The organism is Polymorphospora sp. NPDC051019 (assembly GCF_040683055.1).
Lineage (GTDB): Bacteria > Actinomycetota > Actinomycetes > Mycobacteriales > Micromonosporaceae > Polymorphospora > Polymorphospora lycopeni.
Genome location: NZ_JBFBCH010000024.1, coordinates 67,045 through 86,899 on the forward strand (window position 1 = coordinate 67,045; position 19,855 = coordinate 86,899).

General features: G+C 69.1%; 15 protein-coding genes and 1 pseudogene. 8 read left to right on the forward strand and 8 right to left on the reverse strand.

Annotated elements, in window-relative coordinates; genetic code table 11:
* Positions 1-441 precede the first annotated feature (441 nt).
* Positions 442-1,176, reverse strand: a complete 735-nt coding sequence (locus AB0M79_RS30675) for an alpha/beta hydrolase (RefSeq protein WP_364220456.1) — start codon at positions 1,174-1,176, stop codon at positions 442-444.
* Between the two features lie 690 nt (positions 1,177-1,866).
* Between AB0M79_RS30675 and AB0M79_RS30680 the strand changes: the two genes are divergently transcribed.
* From AB0M79_RS30680 to AB0M79_RS30690, 3 genes are all read left to right on the forward strand, one after another.
* Positions 1,867-2,970: a serine/threonine protein phosphatase gene (locus AB0M79_RS30680; RefSeq protein WP_364220459.1), complete on the forward strand. Its 1,104-nt coding sequence runs from the start codon at positions 1,867-1,869 to the stop codon at positions 2,968-2,970.
* 165 nt (positions 2,971-3,135) lie between these two features.
* Entirely contained in the window at positions 3,136-3,951 is an 816-nt protein-coding gene (locus tag AB0M79_RS30685) for a helix-turn-helix domain-containing protein (RefSeq protein ID WP_364220462.1), read from the forward strand.
* Between the two features lie 64 nt (positions 3,952-4,015).
* Positions 4,016-4,597 (forward strand): dihydrofolate reductase family protein, encoded by a 582-nt coding sequence (locus AB0M79_RS30690; protein WP_364220464.1) that lies wholly within the window; start codon positions 4,016-4,018, stop codon positions 4,595-4,597.
* Between the two features lie 100 nt (positions 4,598-4,697).
* On the opposite strand, the gene pdxY is transcribed toward AB0M79_RS30690, so the two are convergent.
* On the reverse strand, positions 4,698-5,549 hold the full coding sequence (gene pdxY, locus AB0M79_RS30695; RefSeq protein WP_364220438.1) for a pyridoxal kinase PdxY: 852 nt from the start codon (positions 5,547-5,549) through the stop codon (positions 4,698-4,700).
* A gap of 218 nt (positions 5,550-5,767) precedes the next feature.
* Here pdxY and AB0M79_RS30700 point away from each other — a divergent pair, with 218 nt between their 5' ends.
* Complete coding sequence (locus tag AB0M79_RS30700) at positions 5,768-6,004, forward strand: hypothetical protein (protein ID WP_364220467.1); 237 nt, start codon at positions 5,768-5,770, stop codon at positions 6,002-6,004.
* Positions 6,005-6,027: 23 nt separating this feature from the next.
* Here the strand turns inward: AB0M79_RS30700 and AB0M79_RS30705 are convergent, their stop codons facing one another.
* Positions 6,028-6,834: a helix-turn-helix domain-containing protein gene (locus tag AB0M79_RS30705; RefSeq protein ID WP_364220470.1), complete on the reverse strand. Its 807-nt coding sequence runs from the start codon at positions 6,832-6,834 to the stop codon at positions 6,028-6,030.
* A gap of 237 nt (positions 6,835-7,071) precedes the next feature.
* Here AB0M79_RS30705 and AB0M79_RS30710 point away from each other — a divergent pair, with 237 nt between their 5' ends.
* A complete protein-coding gene (locus AB0M79_RS30710) occupies positions 7,072-8,262 on the forward strand; it encodes an MFS transporter (RefSeq protein ID WP_364220473.1) in 1,191 nt (396 codons plus the stop codon).
* A 24-nt stretch (positions 8,263-8,286) separates the two neighbouring features.
* On the opposite strand, the gene AB0M79_RS30715 is transcribed toward AB0M79_RS30710, so the two are convergent.
* The 4 genes and pseudogenes from AB0M79_RS30715 to AB0M79_RS30730 all read right to left on the reverse strand — a co-directional run bounded on the left by AB0M79_RS30715 (position 8,287) and on the right by AB0M79_RS30730 (position 10,941).
* The gene (locus AB0M79_RS30715; protein WP_364220476.1) at positions 8,287-9,237 is read right to left on the reverse strand and encodes a sulfotransferase domain-containing protein; all 951 of its coding nucleotides are present in this window, start codon (positions 9,235-9,237) and stop codon (positions 8,287-8,289) included.
* 9 nt (positions 9,238-9,246) lie between these two features.
* Positions 9,247-9,552 (reverse strand): annotated as a pseudogene (locus AB0M79_RS30720) (transposase); the annotation flags it as partial.
* Entirely contained in the window at positions 9,477-9,899 is a 423-nt protein-coding gene (locus tag AB0M79_RS30725) for a transposase (RefSeq protein ID WP_364220479.1), read from the reverse strand. The gene AB0M79_RS30725 and the pseudogene AB0M79_RS30720, both read right to left, overlap by 76 nt.
* A gap of 28 nt (positions 9,900-9,927) precedes the next feature.
* Complete coding sequence (locus AB0M79_RS30730; protein ID WP_364220482.1) at positions 9,928-10,941, reverse strand: hypothetical protein; 1,014 nt, start codon at positions 10,939-10,941, stop codon at positions 9,928-9,930.
* Positions 10,942-11,008: 67 nt separating this feature from the next.
* Between AB0M79_RS30730 and AB0M79_RS30735 the strand changes: the two genes are divergently transcribed.
* From AB0M79_RS30735 to AB0M79_RS30745, 3 genes are all read left to right on the forward strand, one after another.
* Positions 11,009-11,590 carry a TetR/AcrR family transcriptional regulator gene (locus AB0M79_RS30735; RefSeq protein WP_364220485.1) on the forward strand — a complete coding sequence of 194 codons (582 nt, stop codon included), beginning with the start codon at positions 11,009-11,011 and terminating at the stop codon, positions 11,588-11,590.
* A gap of 297 nt (positions 11,591-11,887) precedes the next feature.
* A complete protein-coding gene (locus AB0M79_RS30740) occupies positions 11,888-12,283 on the forward strand; it encodes a hypothetical protein (protein ID WP_364220487.1) in 396 nt (131 codons plus the stop codon).
* A gap of 1,022 nt (positions 12,284-13,305) precedes the next feature.
* Positions 13,306-16,908, forward strand: a complete 3,603-nt coding sequence (locus AB0M79_RS30745; RefSeq protein ID WP_364220534.1) for a fibronectin type III domain-containing protein — start codon at positions 13,306-13,308, stop codon at positions 16,906-16,908.
* 548 nt (positions 16,909-17,456) lie between these two features.
* Here the strand turns inward: AB0M79_RS30745 and AB0M79_RS30750 are convergent.
* Positions 17,457-19,655 carry an Hsp70 family protein gene (locus AB0M79_RS30750; RefSeq protein WP_364220490.1) on the reverse strand — a complete coding sequence of 733 codons (2,199 nt, stop codon included), beginning with the start codon at positions 19,653-19,655 and terminating at the stop codon, positions 17,457-17,459.
* Positions 19,656-19,855 lie beyond the last annotated feature (200 nt).

Below are 19,855 nucleotides of genomic sequence, written 5' to 3' on the forward strand. Positions count from 1 at the left end.
GGCCTGTGGGGCCTGGTTGACCAGCGCACGGCACGCCCCACCGGCAGGGCCGATGCCCGGCTGGTCGAGGTGATCCAGGAGGTCGTCGCGGCGGAGACGAACGCCTCGGCCGGCACCCGGTCACGGCCACGCCGGCCGCGTACCGGACGCCCGACGCTCGGCGCTGTACGCTGCCTCGCCGGAAGCAAGAAAGCTGCCGCAGAACCCGCTCGGCAGGGCAGATACGGCTGATCTTGCGGAGGTCAAGCCGGGTCGCCAAGAGCAGAAGTTCGCGCCAACCGGCGCCGGGACCGCCGATGCCCCGGTACCGCCGCGATCGAGGCGGTTGTGCATCTGCTGGCCACCGCCATCGAGGGCCGGGGCCCACCCTCGATGAGCGGCGTGCTGGCCGGCGCCGCCTACCGCCCGCTGCTGACCTCGCGGCGGGGCCCCGGCCCGCGGCTAGCGCAGATGCCGGGCGAAGAACCCGGCCGCGTCCTCCCCTGCGAACTGCGGGACACCGGTATGTCCGCCCATGTGGGCGTGCAGCGACTTCTCCCTGGAGCCGAAGGCGTCGAACAGATCCAGGGCCGCCTGCCGGTCGTTGCCTTCGTCATCCCACTGCAGCAGGACATGCAGCGGAATGGTGACCTGTCGGGCCTCCTCGAACATGGTGCGAGGCACGAAACTCCCGGCGAAGAAGCCGGCGGCCACGACGCGCGGCTCGACCACCGCAAGCCGGATGCCGACGGAGATCACTCCCCCCGAGTACCCGACCGGGCCGCCGATCTCGGGCAGTGACAGGAGGGCGTCCAGGGCGGCCTGCGACTCCGGGACCGCCTTGTCGACGAGCGGGAGGATGAGGGCGTCGATAATCTCGTCGCTGACCGGCTCGCCGGCCTCCATCGCCCGGCGCAGGTCAGCGCGGGCCTGCTCGGCGGCGGCCCAACGGGGCCGGTCACCGCTGCCGGGGAGCTCGATGGTGGCCGCAGCGAAGCCCTCCGTCGCGGCGTGCTGGGCCCGAGCCACCAGACGGGGGTACATCTTGTGCAGTCCGAGCGGTGGGTGGCCGAGCAGGATCAGCGGGACCGGTGCGGATGCCGATGCGGGCGTCCACAGGATGCCGGGGATCTCGCCGAGGGTGAATTCGCGTTCGAGAACGCCGTCATCGAGGCGCTGCTCAGTAGTGAATCGCATGGTCTTGCCTTTCGGGAGTGCTCGTGAACGGCGCTCCCGGACGACCTATCGCCCGACCGTGACCCCAGAGGGGAGCACCCATGTCGAAACGTTCACGGGTACCACCTCCTCGGTCTCTCGCACGGCTCTCAGGAAGCTAGCAGCGGCCGCCGTGATCCGCCAAACGTGTTTTCGGCGGAGGCCCCGGGCCGGGTGCCACGGACAGGCCGCATGCGGTTACGGTGCGATGTGAGCTTACGGATCACGTACAGCGACGTTGCCCTGTTGTTCCCTTCCCCGACCGGCGGAGACGGAACCTCGCTGGTTCGGCCAGTGCTTGCTTTACAAGATCAGTCGTACGCGGCTCTGCACGACAACCGGTACGCGACACCGGGGAAACCGCAATGCGCATCGGGACGTTTACACACGGGAACGTTCGGACCTACCTTGCGAGCCGCTGGTCACCATCGGCGCCACTGGCAACCTTCAACCGGACGCGATAGTTGTGTCCTGTCCGATCGAACCCTTCGGCGTCCGGATTTACCTTTCGGGTGTGTCGTGGTCGAGGCACGCCGCCATTTCGGCCTCTCGACCACCGGTACGCTCTCCGCGAGGCGTTGAAGATCGTCGAAGGTGGGCTACGTGGTGAGCGGACTGCCGCACGACGGCACGGACATGTCGCACAGGGCACGCGTGGACAGGTACGGCGCTGTGTCCACGGCGTTGGCCCTGCTCAGTGATCATCAGCTTGGTCAGCTCGTGGACACGGCCCCGGCCATCGGGTCCGGCGTCGGGGGCACCTCGGCGTTACTCGATACCGCTGGCGCACCGGTCTTCGTGAAGCGGATCCCGTTGACCGACCTGGAGCGCGAACCGGACAACGTCATGTGCACCGCGAATCTGTTCGGAGTACCCATGTTCTGCCAATACGGAGTCGTCCTGCTGGCCGGCCCCGGCTTCGGCGCCTGGCGGGAACTCGCCGCCAACACCATGACGACGAACTGGGTGCTCACCGGGCAGAGCGAGGCGTTTCCACTGATGTATCACTGGCGCGTGCTGCCCGGGGCGGCGCCGCCGGCCGACGAGCACGCGGACATCGAACGTGCCGTCGCGTACTGGGGCGGATCGGCGGCGGTACGGCGGCGGCTGCACGCACTCGCCCAGGCGTCGGCGAGCGTGGTGCTGTTCCTAGAATACATCCCGCAGACCCTGCACGACTGGCTGGCCAAGCAGCTTCCCGCCGGCGAGGAAGCCGTCACCGCCGCGTGCGCCATGGTGGAGCGATGCCTACGCGCCGACATCGCTTTCATGAACGCCAACGGTTTGCTGCACTTCGACGCCCACTTCCGCAACATCCTGACCGACGGCAACCGTCTCTACCTTGCGGATCTCGGCCTGGCCACCTCGGCCCGGTTCGATCTGTCCACGGACGAGCGTGACTTCGTCGAACAGCACACGAGCTACGACGCGGGCTACGCGATGAAGGAACTGGTCAACTGGATGGTCGCCAACATCGCCGGGGTGCCGGCCCCCGAGACCGGCGGACCCGTCGAACGCTACGACTACGTCCGGCGATGCGCTGCCGGGGCCCCACCCGCGAACGTCCCGGTGCCGGCCGCGGCGCTCATCACCCGCTACGCACCCGTCGCCACCATCATGAACGACTTCCACTGGAACCTGTTCGGCGAAAGCCGCGCAACGCCATACCCCGCCCAGCAGATCAAACACGCCATGTCTTCGATCCTCGGCTACGCGACCGCTCAGTCGCCCCGGTCCGGCGACGCGCTGGGTGCCAGGGCAGAATTCCGGGCGTGACGGCGCGTCTCGTCGAATGCCCCATCGCTCATGCAGCACGCGTAGCCCACGCAAATGTCCGCGGCCGGGCGCTCGCCCGGGATCGGCGCCGGCTCGATGCTGGCGGCAGCGGGGCTGGACCATCCCGGCGCGCGATGCCGGCGGGGCGTCGGCGATGCTGTGGGCGTGGAGTACGTGTCCAGAGTGCCGCGACCGCCGCTGGACGGGCTGATCGACGACCTTTACTACCTGGAGGGTGCGTCGCCGTACGCCCGGCTGACGCTGCCGCCGATGCCGGGGGCGCTGCTCATCGTCAATCTCGGGGCGCCGTTCCGCATCCGTGCAGGCACCGACGTCGAGACGGCCGAGTACGCCGACGGCTGCGTGGTCACCGTGCCCACCCGCGCGTTGGACTTCGGCTACCCGCTCTGGACCCGGTCCGTCGGCGTGCACTTCAAGCCGTGGGGGCTGGCGCCGTTCCTGCCGATGCCCGCGGCCGAACTGTGCGACCGGCCGGTGACGGTAGAGCAGGTTTGGGGCCGGCCCGCCGTTGCTGAGCTGCGGGACCGGCTGGCCACGGCGGATGGACCGCACGAGATGCTGACGCTGCTCGAGGAGGAGCTGATGCGACGGCTGGTCCGCCATACGAGCAGCGTCATCGCGGCGACCAGCGGGGCGGTGGCGATCGGCGACCTGAGGGTGGCAGCCGGTGTCAGCAGCACTCATCTGGCACAGCGGTTCAAGGAGGTCATCGGCGTCACGCCGAAGCGGCTGGCCCGCACCCATCGCTTCGCCGCCACCCTGTTCACGCTCAACTTCGCCGAACCGATCGACTGGGGCGACGTCGCCGGTGGCGCAGGCTACTTCGACCAGGCCCACTTCGGCCACGAATTCCGGGCGTTCACCGGGTTCACACCGACCCGGTACGTCGAAGTCCGGCGGCGGTTCCTGCGCGAACATCCCGGCCACATGCTGGACAGCTGGCCGCTGCCGGCCGATTGATTTCTTACAAGAGCGACAGCTCACGACACGCTAGTTTGGGGGCACCCAAGCAGAGGAGAGCCCCGTGGGCAAGGTGGTCATGTACAGCTCCGTGTCGGTGGACGGCTTCGTCGCGGACGAGAATGACCAGCCCGGGCCGCTGTTCGACTGGTTGTCCAGCGGTGAGGTCCCGTTGGACGACAGCGGCGAGGTGAAGGTGTCGCAGACGTCCTACGACCACACCCGGCCGTACTGGGACCAGATCGGAGTCACGATCGTCGGCCGCCACGTCTTCGACATGACGGACGGCTGGGGCGGGAAGCCTCCGGGCGGGATCGACCACGTGGTTGTCGTGACGCACCGGCCGGAGCCCGAGGGCTGGGACCCCGGGGCGCCGTTCCACTTCGTCGACGGCGTCGAGGCAGCCGTGGCCAAGGCGCAGGAGCTTGCGGGTGACCGCATCGTCGAGGTCGCCGCCGGCGACGTCGGCGGCCAGGTGCTTGCCGCGGGCCTGGTCGACGAGGTGCGCATGGACGTCGTACCCGTGGTGTTCGGGTCCGGCAAGCGCTACTTCGGGTCGGTCCACGCTCAGCACCTGTTGAAGGATCCTGACGTGGTGATTCAGGGCAACCGGGTGCTTCACCTGCGCTATCGGGTGCGCCGTTGACCTATGTGAGTCTCGATGTCGGTGAACATCTCGCCGACATCGCCACCCGCAGCCACCCTCGACATCGCCGGCTCCCGACGGCGCTCGGACCGGGCCGGGCTCAGCGCACCTGTTCGGTGGAGAACTGCATCCTCGGCGCGGCATAGAACTCCTGAGCCTGCACCAGACGGAGTTCGCGTTCGCCGGACCGGTAGGTGGTCTCGATCAGATCGAACACGCTGGAGGCCGTACGTTCCAGCGACACCGCCGCATCCTTGGTCGCGACGTAGTGGGCGGTGAACAGGGCGGCGGTCACGTCACCGGACCCGTTCGCCTTGAACGGCAGGTGCGGGGTGGTGACGAGCCAGGCGCCGGCGCCGTCCACGACGAGCATCTCGATCGTGCCCTCCTCCCGGTCCGGGCGCTCCACGCTCGTGACCAGCACGGTCGAGGGACCCATGGCCCGGGCGAGGTCGGCCGAGGCGAGGGTCGACTCGATACTCGCCGGCTCGGTGCCGGTCAGAAATCCCAACTCGAACTGGTTGGGAGTGATGATGTCGGCCACCGGCACGACGCGGTCCCGCAGCAGGTGGGGAATCTCCGGCGCGGTGAAGCATCCCGACCTGGCGTTGCCCATGACCGGATCGCACGCATAGACGGCCGAGGGGTTCGCGGCCTTCACCCGGCGCACGACGTCAACGATGACGTCACCGATGCCCACGCTGCCCTGGTACCCGGACAGCACGACGTCGACCTGCGGGAACACTCCGCGCTCCTCCACACCGAGGAGAATCTCGGCCACATCCGGCGGTGGGATGAGCGGCCCCCGCCACGCACCGTAGCCCGTGTGGTTGGAGAAGTTCACCGTGGGAACCGGGACGACCTCGACACCGATACGCTGCAACGGGAAGACGGCCGCAGAGTTCCCCACATGGCCGTGGGCGACCGCTGACTGGATGGACAGAACCTTCATCCCCCCAGCTTAGGGCCCTCCCAGATGGTGATTGCTGGCCTGGCTTGCCATCCTCTTCGCGGAGCGGTCCGGTAAGCGCCGTAGGTGTCACGGACGGCACCCGGGCCCTGGATCCAGCGGCGAGCGGGAAGTGCCCGCGGCACGTACGGCCCGATCGGGGCTCAGCGCCGCCCGGTTTCGTTCACGTCGTCGTGATCGCTTGTACCGGACAACGGCTCGTGGCCTCTGCGACGGCGGCCCGTAACCCGGCGGGCGGCTGGTCGCTCAGGTTGGTGCCGGATCCGTACGCCTCGGTCGAACGATTCATCGACCTGGTGGGGCGCTGCCACGAGTTGGGTTTCACGGATGTCGTCGTCAATCACCCTCGCCCGTCCGGCGTCTTCCAGGGCGACCCGGCAATGTTCGAGCAGGCGGTACGCCAGACGCTGGCCGTCTTCGCCGAAGACGGCCAGTAGTGCCGCTCTGCCATTTCTGCCGGTCAGCGGTCAGGCAGGGGCGGTTCGGTCTCGGTCTGGGCACGCACCAGATGGTCGCCGGCGGGTGTCCGGTAGTAGAGGACCGATCGCCCGGAGCGGCGCCGCCGGATGAGGCGCGCGTCGAGCAGGATCTTGAGATGGCGGCCCACCGTGCCCAGCCCGTACCCTCCGAGGGCGACAAGCTGGGTCGTGCTCTTCGGCGTGTCCAACTGGCTGAGCACATCGGCCCGGACCGGGCCGAGGAGCGCCCGGAGCGCGTACGGCACGCCGGCGTGTTCAGCTTCCGCGAGCACGCCGGAGCAGGGGTACACCACCGCGTACCGGTGCGGTTGCTCCCAGGCCACCCAGCCGCGCCGGGCCGTGCTCGGGATGAACAGCAACTGCACGCCGGCGAGATCACGAGGCGGGTACTCGTACGTGTTGATCTGTAGCCGCCCGTCCCCCAGCCAGCGCATCCCGGGCCGCATGCCGCTCAGCGCGGCGGCCCACCCGCCGGTGCTGATCTGCTGTGTCCGGGACACGATATCGGCCTCGAAGATCCGCCGACGGTTCGGCCAGCCCGGCCGGACGGTATGGCTCCACACCCAGTGCAGCAGGTCAGCAACCCGGTCCGGCAGATCCGGCACAGCCAGCCCGGCGGGAACCGGGCCGCCGAACGCGGTCGCCAACTCGGCGAGGGCAACCGCGGCCGGCGTCTGACGAACCCGTCGAAGCTCCTCGTTGAAGGTCCGATCCTGCGGGTGTGGCGGCGGGCTGATGAAGTCCGGCATCCAGTTCGGTTGCAACACGGTCTTGACGAACAGGGTCACCACCGGGTCGGCGGCAAGCCGTGCCCGGTACGCGGCGGTCTGAGCGGGGGTGTGGGCGGGCCGGCCAGGCGCCGCTCCACGCCCACGTAGGACATGGAGACTCGCGATGGTCTCGGCCAGTGCGGACACCGTGAACCGGCTCTGTGCCAAGGTGTCGGTACCGATTTGCCACACGCCCACGTTTCGCCCCCATGCGAAACTTTAGCTCCCCGCGCTCACGGCATCGAGACTGCCGGCATGCGTACGTATGGTGAGCTGTTCAGGCTCCTGGAGTTCCGATCGCTCTTCGCCGCCGGCGCCGTGCAAATCGCGGCGACGACCGTCAGCGGGCTCGCGCTCAGCACGCTGGTCTACGCGGCGACCGGCTCGCCGCTACTGGCCGCCCTGGCTCTGTTCGGCTCCTCCTTCGCCCAGGTCCTGGGTGCCACCACCCTGCTCTCCGCGGCGGACCGGCTGCCGCCACGGGCCGCGCTGGTCACGATCGCTCTGATCTTCGGGGCGGCAACGCTCAGCCTGGCCGTCCCGGGTATGCCGATCTGGGGAATGTTACTGATCATCTTCAGTCTGGGCCTGGTCAACTCGGTGACCGGCGGGGTGCGCTGGGGCCTGCTGGGAGAAATCGTGCCGGACGGCGGCTACATCCTCGCCCGTTCCGTGTTCAACATGCTGATCGGGGCCATGCAGATCAGCGGCTATGCCCTCGGCGGCATCCTCGTGGTGGTCCTGTCGCCCCGGCAGGCGTTGCTGGTCAGCGCCGGCCTCTACCTCGTCGGAGCGACCGTCCTGCGCTTCGGCCTCACCGCCCGCCCGCCCCGCGCCGCCGGTCGGCCGTCGGTCCGCGAGACCTGGCGGGTCAATCGCCGGCTCTGGTCCCTGCCCGCCCGCCGTCACATATACCTCGCGCTCTGGGTCCCCAACGGACTTATCGTGGGCTGCGAGGCACTGTTCGTGCCGTACGCACCGACGTCGGCCGGCGCGCTGTTCATGGCCACGGCGCTGGGTATGCTGGCCGGCGACACCATCGTGGGTCGGTTCGTGCCCCGGCGGTGGCGGCCCCGCCTCGTCACCCCGCTACGAGTGCTCCTCGCGGCCCCGATCCTTCTCTTCGTACTTCCTCTTCCCGTCCCGGCGGCGGCACTGGTCCTGGCGGTGGCCGCTGTGGGGTTCAGCGCGGGGTTGCTGTTGCAGGACCTTCTCATCGCGCTGACCCCGGATGACGCACGGGGGCAGGCGCTCGGGTTGCACACCTCGGGCCTGCTGACAATGCAGGCGGTGGGCGCGACGATCGCCGGTCTGGTCGCGCAGTTCGTACCGGTCGGTACCGCCATGGCTGTCATGGCGGTCGTGTCCCTCCTGGTGACCGTCGTCCTCACACCCGCACTGCGGCGGCCGGTGGTAGCGGCGGAAGTCGAGAAGGTCGCCGCGTGACGGGCCCGACGTAGCGTGCCCGAATCAGGTGGTGAATGGTCGGTGCAGCCAGTCGAGCAGATCCGGCGGCGCGAATCGCGCCGCGCGCCGGTGGTAGCGCTCGACCTCGTCCGGGGTGAGCAGTCGCCGACCTTCGCCGGAGCGTCCGCGCCGGAAGAACGCCGCCCGGTCGATGAGAACGTTGACCGCATCCGGTGCCAGCACGTCGGCCCGCCGCCGCATCCGGTCGAAGGAGGCCGCCTCGACCAGTTCCGGCCATTCCTGCTCAGGTACGTCGATATCCAGCCGTGCGGCCAGCCTGCGCATCTCTCCCTCCAGATCGGACTGGAGATCGTCGTAGTGCACCAGCACCACGTTGCGACTGCCCCGACGCGCCCAGGCGTCGGACAGGTGCCACATCACGCCGGGCAGGGAGTTCGGTTGCTCCCGCGGATGGCCGTCGCGATCGATCCAGGCGAGGAGCCATTCCCGTGAGGGTGGCGTGGGAGCAGGTGACTCGGCCGGCTCAGGTTGGCCGGTCAACTGCCGGATCCGGCGTCGGTCCAGATTGTCGCTCTGATGATGACGGGACACCGCCGCGTCCAGCGGGTGACGCGCGACCACCACATAGGTCGCCTGATCATCGAGTGGAATGCCGTCGAGTGGGGTGTGGGTCTTGATGATCCGTCGGTGCGACTGGGCGGCGAGCCGGGCGAGCACCTCCTCACGTGGCTCCAGCAACCAGTCCAGCCAGGGCGAGAGTTGCGCCAGCGGCACCGGCAACTGTGGAGTACGCAGCACCAGCAGGGCACAGATCATCTGCATCCAGGTGGTACCACTCTTCGGACATGTGCTGATGACAATGTCACCAGCACGGAACGGAAATCCCACCCATCGACCGCTGTCATCCTGGACGGAGCGATAGCGCACAAATTCACCGGCCGCGGCCGGGTCGGCTTCCAGAGCGGGCGCAGTCGGCGTCGGAAAATCATCCATAAATTGAGACTAGTCGATATATATTTGGATGGGCAACCGCCGACGCCGCGCACGACATCCGACTCCCCCACGACCACGCATCACGGCCCGCAGCGCGCGGACGTCATACGCTTTGTCTGCGTGCAGCTTGTCGGGCCGCTGCCGGGGTCGGCCTCGTCGGCCGCGGATCGGGGCGATGGAGTCCAGCAGTGGTAGGAGCAGGTGGGCGTCGGGGACGTTCGCCGCCGAGATGAGCACGGTCAGCGGGACGCCCGTGCGGTCACACAGTACGTGGATCTTCGAACCGGGCTTGCCACGATCGACCGGGTTTGGTCCTGTTTCATCGCCGCTTTTTGCGCACGGACGCTGATGGAATCGACGACCTCCCGGGACCTGTCGATCTCGCTGACGATGCCCAGGCGGTGCGGAAACTGCTGGTGCAGCCGTATCCAGAGTCCTTGTTTAGTCCATTCGGTGAACCGGCGGTGCACGGTCGACCGGCTCACGCCGAACAGCACCGATGGCAGTTTCGGCCAGGAGCAGCCGGCCTGGACCAGGTAGACGATCGCGGCCAGGACAGCCCAGTCGACAGCCCGCCGTTTCCCACCGCCCTGCGGCCGAAGCGCAGGGCTCGGGATCAACGGCTGGGCGGCCTCGACGCCGAGGCGCCGGACGACAGTCACCTGACTGAATCCGTGTGGGGTCCGATGTCTAGGAGGCAGGCCGGCTCAGCGTGCGGGAACGACCGTAGTCGGCGAGGGCATGGAAAGCGACCTTGGGTGTCCATGAGCCGTCCGGCAGTACTCGCACAATGCCACGTGCAGCCAAGTCATAGTCGTGCTCAGGATCGCCGGTGGTCGGTAGGTGCCGATTCGCGAAGGTGCACACGAACGCCGCCTCCACTCCGCCGGCCTCGTAATCGCGCAGCAGGTCGACGATGTAGCGCGCTTGCCCTTCCTCGTCGCGCTCCAGCTCCGCAGTCAGCTTCACAGCACGGCCGTGCTCGTCGTACGTCACCGGTTCTGCCCCGCCGGCCACGTCGGCCGCGCCCCGGAATGTGCAACAGCCGAATTCGGTCGCGGCGTACGGCTTGCCTTGCCCCACCGCCGCCGCCAGGTTCTGTGGGAACGCCGTGGAATTGGTCGCGTCGCGGTAGTTAGCGTCGCTGGCGATGATGTCGAACGGTGCCCAGTCGACGTCCTCGAGCGGGATCGAGGCGTATCCGACCGGGCCACCGAACCGCTCGCGCACTGCGGGTACCGCTTCGGCGAGGAAGTCGCGCACGGCGGCCCGGGCAGCCGGGACTGCCTCCCTCATCCGCATCGGATCGGTGAACAGCGCCATCCGCTCCTCCAGGTCACGGCCGGGCAGGAAACCGTCGGTGAACATCGAGATCTCAGCACCGGTGAGATATACGACCGAGGCGCCGCCGCGCCGCAGCCGTTCGGCCCGCTCGGCACCGTCGAGCACGAACGCCATGAGCCCGTCGCGGTCCAGGCCGTTGGTGAACGGGCAGTACCACACCTCGAGCTCAGCCTCGGCCGCCAGCCGCGCGGCAAGCTCCAGCCGGTCTTGAACACCGCCGGTGATACGTACCGCGTCGCAGTGCAGCTTGTCGCGGATGACACGCAGGTCGCTCCGTACAGTGTCGGGGTCGAACGGCTCGTGAGTGGTAGATCCGGCGCTCACGAAGCCGGTGTCGTAGTTCATGCCGAAGACGCGCATCAAGAGCTCCTCCCCCTGTTACGGTACGCCGCGTACCCTATAGGGTACGTCCAGTACCCTATAGGGCATGAACACGAGGCGCCGGGGCGAGGAGTTGGAACAGGCGATCCTGCACGCGGCAGCGGACGAACTACGCGAGTCCGGATACGCGGGAATGACCATGGACCGGGTCGCCGCCCGCGCCGGGACCAACAAAAATGCCATCTACCGCCGATGGCCGCATCGGGCGGCCCTGGGCATCGCGGCGTATCGCCACCTGTCCGACGCCGCCATGCCGAATCCCGACACGGGCACCCTGCGAGGTGACGCACTCGAGATGCTTCGACAGGCCAACGAGACGTGGTCGTCGCCGCACGGAACAGTCCTGCGCGGCCTGCTCGCCGCCGCAGCCGACGACCCGGAGCTACTCACCCTTATGCGCGAACGGTCCGGCGCAGACACCGTGGACCGCGCTTGGCTCGGGATGCTTGAACGGGCCGCAGCCCGGGGCGAGGTGCCGGCGGCGGCCGCCCATCACCGGGTGGCGACGACCCCGATAATGCTGCTACGCGCCGAGTACGCGATGCGCGGTATCCCCTCGGTCCCCGACGAGGTACTAGTCGAGATTGTGGACGAGGTGTTTCTCCCCCTGGTACGCGGCCGCGGCTAAAGGGCCCGTCCCAGATGGTGATGTGCGGCCTGGCTTGCCATCCTCTTTGCGTGATGGTCGATGTGGACGCCAGCGTGCCCGAACGCAGCGTCACCGCGCAGCCAGGCATGGTGCCCGGGTCCGAACCGACCGCGGGCACCATGTTCGCCGTCCTGTACGGCACCCTCACCCCGCACCCGTGGCGGGCCGGGCAGCAGGACGCCGACGCCCCGGGCAGGCACCCTCGAGCTGTCCGCCGTCCAGATCCTGCTGCCGGTACACGGCATCGACCCCTCCCGGCGGCCCCCGTATGCGCCGGTGCCGGCCCTGCGGTCCGTCGCATGGTTCGCCGCCGGCGACCCGCACGCGCGCACACCGGTACAGGTCAGCGTCAACAGCGGCCAGGACCCCGCCCTCGCGGCGGTCGCAGCGCAGCTGACCGACCAGCTCACCCGCCTGGACCAGACGGTGTTCGCCAACGTCTCCCACGACAGCGCCGACCCGGACACCGCGCCGCCACCGCCGTTCGACGACAGCTTCTGGAGCGGCCCACCCCTACATGGCGCAACCCTGCGCGGCGACCTGATCGAGTGGACCTGCGACGCGATCGGGTGGCTCGCCGAGGCCGTCGCCAACTGCGCCGCCCGCCTCGGCGCCGTCTCGCCGCTGCTGCTCACCGTCGCACGAACCGCAGGTCACGCCGACGCCGGGTGATCCAGCGGGTGGCCAATCGGCCGGCGCCCCGGCACGGCCTGCTGCCGACCGGTCGGTGTCGTAGTCGATGCGCGTGTTCAGGTCGGCTTGAACGTGCCGTGCAGCAACACGTTCGACCAGAACAGCGGGGTGAGTCCGCGCAGGTCGTGCGGGCGGCTCCCACAAATCCACCTCCGACGGCACCGGCGGCGCGCTCTTCGGCCTGACCCGCGACACCGGTGTCGACCGCTCCCCCGGCAGCCCTGGCGCGCCCGGCTCCGCCCACGCGGGGACGTAGGGCAGCAGCGTGACCACCATCAACGCCGCCACGACGAGCACCCGCCGCCGTGCCACCCGGTGGACCATCGAAGCAGGCGCGAGCAGGCGGTCGCCGGGCGACTTGCCGTTTCATCGGAGGTTGTCGGCGTCCGCGCTGACGTCGCTCAACGGCCTGGTCGAAGACCTGGCGGCCGAACTGCAAGGCTCTTTCGATCGGATTCACGGAGACGCCGAGCGCGTGCCACGACTCGTCGCGAGCGCAGAGAGTCCGGAGCCGGGTGGCATATCTAGACGCTGCACCCGTCGCGGGTGGGCGCGCATCCCGTGTTTCGCCCGGTCCGGTACCAGGCGGGCTTGTCCGAGAGTTTTCCGCCGCCGCAGGAGTTGTCGACCGGATGCCCACGAATCCGCTTTCTCGTTGCCGGACTGGACGACTGTTGTTCACCCTCCAGTGCTGCCTACTGTGCGGTAGGGCCGCGATGGTGTGGGGCGACGTGCCCGCTGACCTGGCTTGTCGGCGGATGCACGCTGACGAGTGCGAGGCACTCGTTTACCGTGCAAGGGAGATTCGAACCGTGCCTGCCCCTCGATCGAAGCGCCATCTAGGAACATGGGGGGCAGCCATCTCGATGGCGGTTGCCCTCTCCGCGGCGGCGCTCGTTGTCCGGCCCCATGCCGCTGCGGCCGAGAGCCCACTTCCCGCGACCGACATCCCGTCGCAGATCTCGATGCTGTACGGCCCGGAGGGGTCCGGGCCGGTGTCCATGCGATTCGCGTGGGTGACCGACCCGGACATCACCAAGTCGGTGTTGGAGTACGCGACGAAGGCGTCGTACGACGCGACCGGCAAGCTCGACCAGCGCGTCGAGGGCCGCTGGGAGCGTACCGACATCAACGTGACCACCAGCCAGCCGATCAACGGCCACAAGGTCGAGGTCGAGGGCCTGACCCCGGGCACGGAATACGTCTACCGGGTCGGCGACGGCGGCTCGCTGGTCAGTGAGGTCGCGTCGTTCACCACGCGTGAGACGAAGGTCGAGGAGTTCTCCTTCCACTGGTACACCGACACGCAGATGAACGACTACGAGGGCTATGTGGAGACCATGGTCCCCGCGATGGATCGGGCCTTTGCCGAAGTGCCCGACCCGGCGTTCATGCTGTTCACCGGTGACCAGGTCAACAACAGCTACAAGTCCGAGCAGTGGGACGGCTTCTTCAAGGCGCTGGAGCCCCGGACGGCGAGCATCCCGACATACTTCACGGTCGGCAACCACGAGTACGAGGGCAACCCCGGCGATGGCTACCTCGACTGGGAGTCACCCGACCCGTACTTCACCAATTTCGCGGCCCGTACCAACATCCCCACGAACGGCCCGGCCTACTTCGGTGCCGACGGCGGCCGGCCGACCGCCGTCGGCGAGGCGGCCAAGACGCTGCGTAACACCGCCTACTATTTCGAGCACGGCGACGCCCTGTTCGTGGTACTCAACCACTTCGACCAGCTCAAGCTGTCCGAGCTGCGGCCGCAACTGGACTGGCTGAAGACGGTCGTGCAGGCGTCGGACGCGAAGTGGAAGATCGCGGCTTACCACCACGGCCCCTACCTGGGCCGGCGTAACCACCCGTCGAACTATCTGGAGATCACCAAGGCGTTCGACCAGGCCGGGATCGATCTGTCGATCTCCGGGCACGACGGCATGTACCTGCGCTCCCACCCGCTGAAGGACGACCTGGTCGTCGGGGAGGGCAAGGGTACGACGTACGTCACCGGTGCCGCGGCCGGCGATGGGCAGGGCTACACCTGGAACCCGCAGATCGCGGGTGACTACACCGCGATCCACAAGGACAACCAGGAAGCCAGCTACCAGACGGTTTCGGTGTCGGCGGAGCGCATCGCGATCACCTCCACCAGCCGCGACCCCGGGACCGGCGTCTACAGCGTCAACGACACCTTCGAGATCACCCAGTCTCTGCCCTCGTCGCTGGAGGACTGGGTGCCGCCGGCCTCTCCCGAGCCCGTGCTCGACAAGGACTTCCCGCCCCTGGTCGAGGGCATCTACCAGATCAGCACGCCCGAGCAGTTGCGGTACGTGAGCGACAACTTCGGCGACGGGTTCGGGCAGCTGCCGCTCGACGGTCACTACGCGTTGACCGAGGACATCGATCTGCGACACCTGCGCGGGTTCCGCCCGCTTGGTCTACCGGCCGTGAACGCCAAGGAGGCCGGCCCGGGCTTCACCGGAAGCTTCGACGGTGCGGGTCACTCGATCACCGGCCTCAACCTCGGGTACGACCAGGGCTGGGAGCTCGACGGCAAGCCCTCGCCCAGCGGGTTCGTGGGCCGGCTCGGCGCGGGCGGCGTGGTCCGCAACCTGGGCCTCGTCGACATCGACCTCCGCGACACCGAGGGGCCGGTCGGCGGCGTCGCCGGCGTGGTCACGGGCGGCACCCTGGACCGGGTGTTCGTCGCCGGCAGCGTCGACGGCGCCCAGGACACCGCGGGCGGCCTGATCGGCGTGCTCGACGGTGGCTCCGTGACCGACTCGTACGCGACGGTGAACCTGAACGGCAAGGCCACCACGGCAGGCCTGGTCGGTGAGATCACCGGCGCGTCGACCGTCGAGCGCAGTCTCGCGGTCGGCGCGGTGATCACCACCGGGAACGCCGGCGGCGCGGTCGGCGACGTACGGTCCGCCGACGCCGTGCTCGGCGGCATCGTCGCGGCGAACCGTGCCGTCACCGGGTCGACGGCCGGCAAGCTGTTCGCCACCGCGGTCGCGCAGGCGAGTGTGGCCGGCAACGTCGGGTGGGCCGACGTGCCGCTGACCGGCACGAACGCCGAGCAGCGCGGCATCAGGGAGCTCACCCAGGGCGAACTCACCGTCCAGGACACCTACCAGGGTCTTGGCTGGGACTTCGAGAAGATCTGGGCCTGGCAACCGGCCACCCGCTCTGCCGTCGCCTACCCGTATCTCGCCGGCTTGTCCGGCCAGGTCAACACACTGCCCTTCACCAGCAAGGCGGCACTGGCGGGTCTGCTGGCCACCGTGACGGGAGAGAACGCCCCGAACCCGGCCGGCTATACGCCGTACAGCTTGCGGTTCCTGACGGCGGCCATCGACACCGCCGGCGTCGTGATGAACGACCCGTACGTTTCGCAGACCAAGGTCGACGCGGCCGTCACCGACCTCACCACGGCCATCAGGTTCCTCAACCCGCTCGTGGCGCAGAAGCAGTTCCGGGCCGCGAGCATTGCGGAACTCCGCTTCCGCATCGCCGAGATCGGCAGCGGCGAGAACACGATCTGGATCACCGAGGACATCGTCGCCGACGACAAAGGCGGGGCGATCCAGGTCGACGCCGGCAAGATCCGCCTTTCGGCCGACGAGCCGGCCACGCTCACCGCGACGGGCAACGTCTACTTCAACCTGGACGGCGCCGAGCTGACGATCGGTCCGAAGCTGACGATCGTGCAGAGCGTCGACAGCACCGCGCTGGCGGCGTTCTTCATGCTGCGCAACAACGCTCACCTGGCGGTCCAGGACGCGACGATCCGGTCGGACGTCACGATGTCGGGCTCGCAGGGCGTCATCGTCATCGAGGGCTCCAGCCCGAGCGTCACGATCGACCGTTCCACCGTCAGCGGCAAGGGCGCACGCACCACCTACGCCTACAACGCGGGGCCGCTGTTCACGATCACCGACAGCACGGTCACCAACACCAACACCGCGCTCTACCGTGGTGACTACGTGCTGAACGGCACCACGGCGGTCACCGGCAGTACCGGTGGCGGTGCGGCGATCCACGACTTCCGCGGCAGCGAGGTCGCCGGGACCGTCGCCGACATGGTCGTCACGCTCACCAAGGCCGGCACCGGGCCCGCGGCGACCGACCCGACGTACACGATCACCTACGTCGTGGCCGAGCCCGGCGCCGCGGCGCCGGTCGACCTCCGGGGCGCCGTCGCCTACACCGAGCCGATCGCCCTTCCCGAAGGAGGCACCGTCTGGGCCGCCCTGACCCACGCCGGCCACCACGGCATCGTCAATTCCATCGTCGTCGAGGCCCCCACGGGCCCAGTCGACCCGTCGCCGGACTGCCGTACGGCCCAGGCGAAGGCCAACACGGCGGCAAAGGCCGTGGACAAGGCTGAGAAGGACGTCCAGAAAGCCCAGACGAAGCTCCAGGACGCCGAGGTCAAGTTCGAGAAGAGCCTGGCGGGCGGCAAACCGGCCCAAGCCATCAAGCAGGACGAGGCGAAGGTCGCCAAGGCCAAGGTCCAGCTCGAGGAAGCCAAGGCCACGCTGGTGACGGCCGAGTCGGCCCATACGGCCGCTCTCGCTCAAATGGCCGCTGCCTGTCGATAACACGCACCGCAGCGACGCAGGACTCGGGGCCGCCTACGCCAACCCGCTAGGCGGCTCCGGCTGGCAGGACGTTCCCTGTCCCGGCAGCAGCGGACGCTGCCGGGCGGCTGACCCGGCAGCTACGGGCCAACGCCGATCGGTACCTCGGTAGCGCGCCCCGGACCAGTCTTGGTGCCGATGCACCGTTCACCAGGGCCACGACATGGAACCCTCGATATGCCCGGTCTTCTGCCGGGCCAGGTGCCGCCGCCACCGGCCCCCGCGCCCCGCGCGTGCCCTACGGCCACCGCGACCTGCTGATCCGGCGTGCGGTGACCCTGGGCCCAACTACCGGCCCGCCCGGGCGGTAGCCGCCGTACGCAGGGTCGTTGCTCCGGCCGCCTGATGCTCGATCTGAACGGCTGTGGCCCGACGCTCAGTGTCGGACACAGCCGTTTCCCGTCATCGAACTCCTCGTAGCGGGCTGCTTTGTCCAAAGCCGTTCAGCGCATTGGGAGCGGCCCGCTGCTCCCAATCTGCTGCCCCGATTCCGCCTGGACCGATGTCGGTCAGGACGGGCCAGGGCCTGCCGCGGCGCGGTAATGGACCAGGGCCTGCGCGATGTGGGGCAGGTCGGCGGCGAGCCGTTGACTCAAACGGTCGAGGTCGTCGATGACCAGGGCGTCCAGGTCGGGGCGCCACCGAAGGTCCTGGGCGAGGTCGTCGGTCAGCGGTGACTGGGGCAGCGGTACGGCTATCAGGGCAGGCGGTCGTCCCGGTGTGAGGTGTGCGAGTTCGACCCGTGCCAGGTCGGTCCACAGCAGGTCATACCGGTACCGGGCATCCGGCTGGTAGGTGATCCCATCGGCGTGGACCACCAAGCGCGGGTAGGTCCGCAGGCCCACGACCAGCAGGCCGATCGCCACCAATGTCAGGAGCAAACCCGTGCCCAGCACGATGCTGCCCGCCGCGAGCAGGCCGTTGTCGCCGTCGGAGTCCAAGCTGTTCATCACGAGCAGCGTCAGGCCGGCTGCCGCGACGACGCCGGCGGGCACGGCCGCGATCGTGCCCAGGGTGCTGGGGGTGGACCGGGACCGGGCGAATCCAGCTCCCTCGCGCGGCCGCCAGGTCACGGCGCGACGGACCAACATGACGGTGCCGGCCACGCCGGCGAGCGCCAGCAGCCGGGTGATCCAGGTGACGAGGGAGGCGGCGGTCAGCAAGGTGGTCAGCACGGCCAGCATGGCCCAGACCATCGGCGGCACCGACGATGCCCGCCGCGTGCCCAAAGGCCGGTTCGGAGGCGGCGCGGCTGAAGGGTGCACGGCGGCCGGTGCGGGGCCGGCAGCGGCGGGCCAGCCGGATCCGAGCGGCAGGTCCGGCGAGCCCCAACCGGTCGTCGGCACCGGTACCGGGGTGACCGCTGCCGGCGCCATGCCGGGCGCGACTGACGCGACCCGCGGCCCCGGCAGCCTGGGCGGCACAGCGTCCGCTGTGGACCATTCGGTGTGGGCGACGTGCAGAGCGCCCTCCGCGACTACCAGTTCGGGCTGTTCGAGGACGGTCGGTGCCACGCCGGTCGCGTGGTGCAGCGTGGTCGCGGCGAGCGGGACCCGGGACGCGCCACCGACGAGGAACACGCCAGCGAGGTTGCCTGCGGTGGCGCCTGACCGGGCCATCACCTGCCTGGTCAACACCGCGGCCCGCTCCAGGTACGGGCGGGCCGCCGCCTCGAACTCCTCTCGTCCCACTGGCACCTCGCGCTCGACCAGAGGTACATGCAGCCCGGCGCTGGACTGGCGGGAGAGCATCTCCTTGGCGTTACGCGCGTCGTCCCACAGCGTGCGGAAGTGCCGCTGGTCGGCCGGGCCGGACGGCGCCGTGAGCCGCTGCCACGCCGCCGGGTCGACATCTTCGATGACGGCACCGACCCGCGCGACCACCAGCGCGTCCAGGTCCAGGCCGCCGAAGTCGGCCATGCCGTCAACGTCGCAGACCTCGAAGCCGGTTCCGGTACGGCGTACGACGCCGACGTCGAAAGTGCCCGCACCAAGGTCGTACACCACGAGCAGATGCCCGGGACGGACCGCGTGCCCCAGCACGGCGGTGAAGTATCCGGCCGCCGCCACCGGCTCCGGCACCAGCGTCGGAGCGGGAAGGCCGGCACGGGTGGCAGCGCCCACCAGTACGTCACGGCGCACCGCCCCCCATCCGGCCGGATAGGTCATCGTGACCCGGGCCGGCGGGAGGCCACAGGCCCGAACCGCCTCGACCGCCACCCGAGCCAGCGTGGCCGCGACCGCTTCTACAAGCGGCACCGACCGGTCCCCCAACAGCAGAACACCCTCATCGACGTGGCGCTTCGGATACGGCGCGAACCGCGCCGGGTCGAGCCGGGCGCTGTGCACCGCGTCCCGACCAGCGACCAGATCCCCGTCCGAGCTCAGAAACAGCGCGGAGGGCAGCAGGGGCGATCCGTCGAACAACAGCGGCCGGCACCGGCCATCCGGCCAACGCACCACCGCAACGGTGTGCGACGTGCCGTAGTCGATTCCCAGGTGATGTCCCGACACCGCGCCAAGTCTAACGACCTTGTGCGTAGTAGGGCGCTGGGGCGCCCGGTCGGTCGATGTGGTCGATGATCTGCGGGTGTCGGTGAGGGGGTGTGTACCCAGGTAGTGATTACTCGGATTCCGGCATCGGCCGCGCCCCAGCGCCTCGAAGTACCGCTGTGGGTTGGCCACCAGGTGGTACGACCGATCCGTCATGGACTGCCACGCCGATCCGTCAACGCCTTACGAAACGCGGGCTAGGCGGCCCATCGGTCGGCTTCCGCCACCGCAGATGGGCGGTTGCCTGATCGCGCCATTCGATCTGGGCGATCCCGTCCCGACGACGATGCCTACTGGTGGCCCGGTCACTCCCTGTGCATAGTCGTAGGCTTCGTGTGCTTCGTCGGTCATGGATG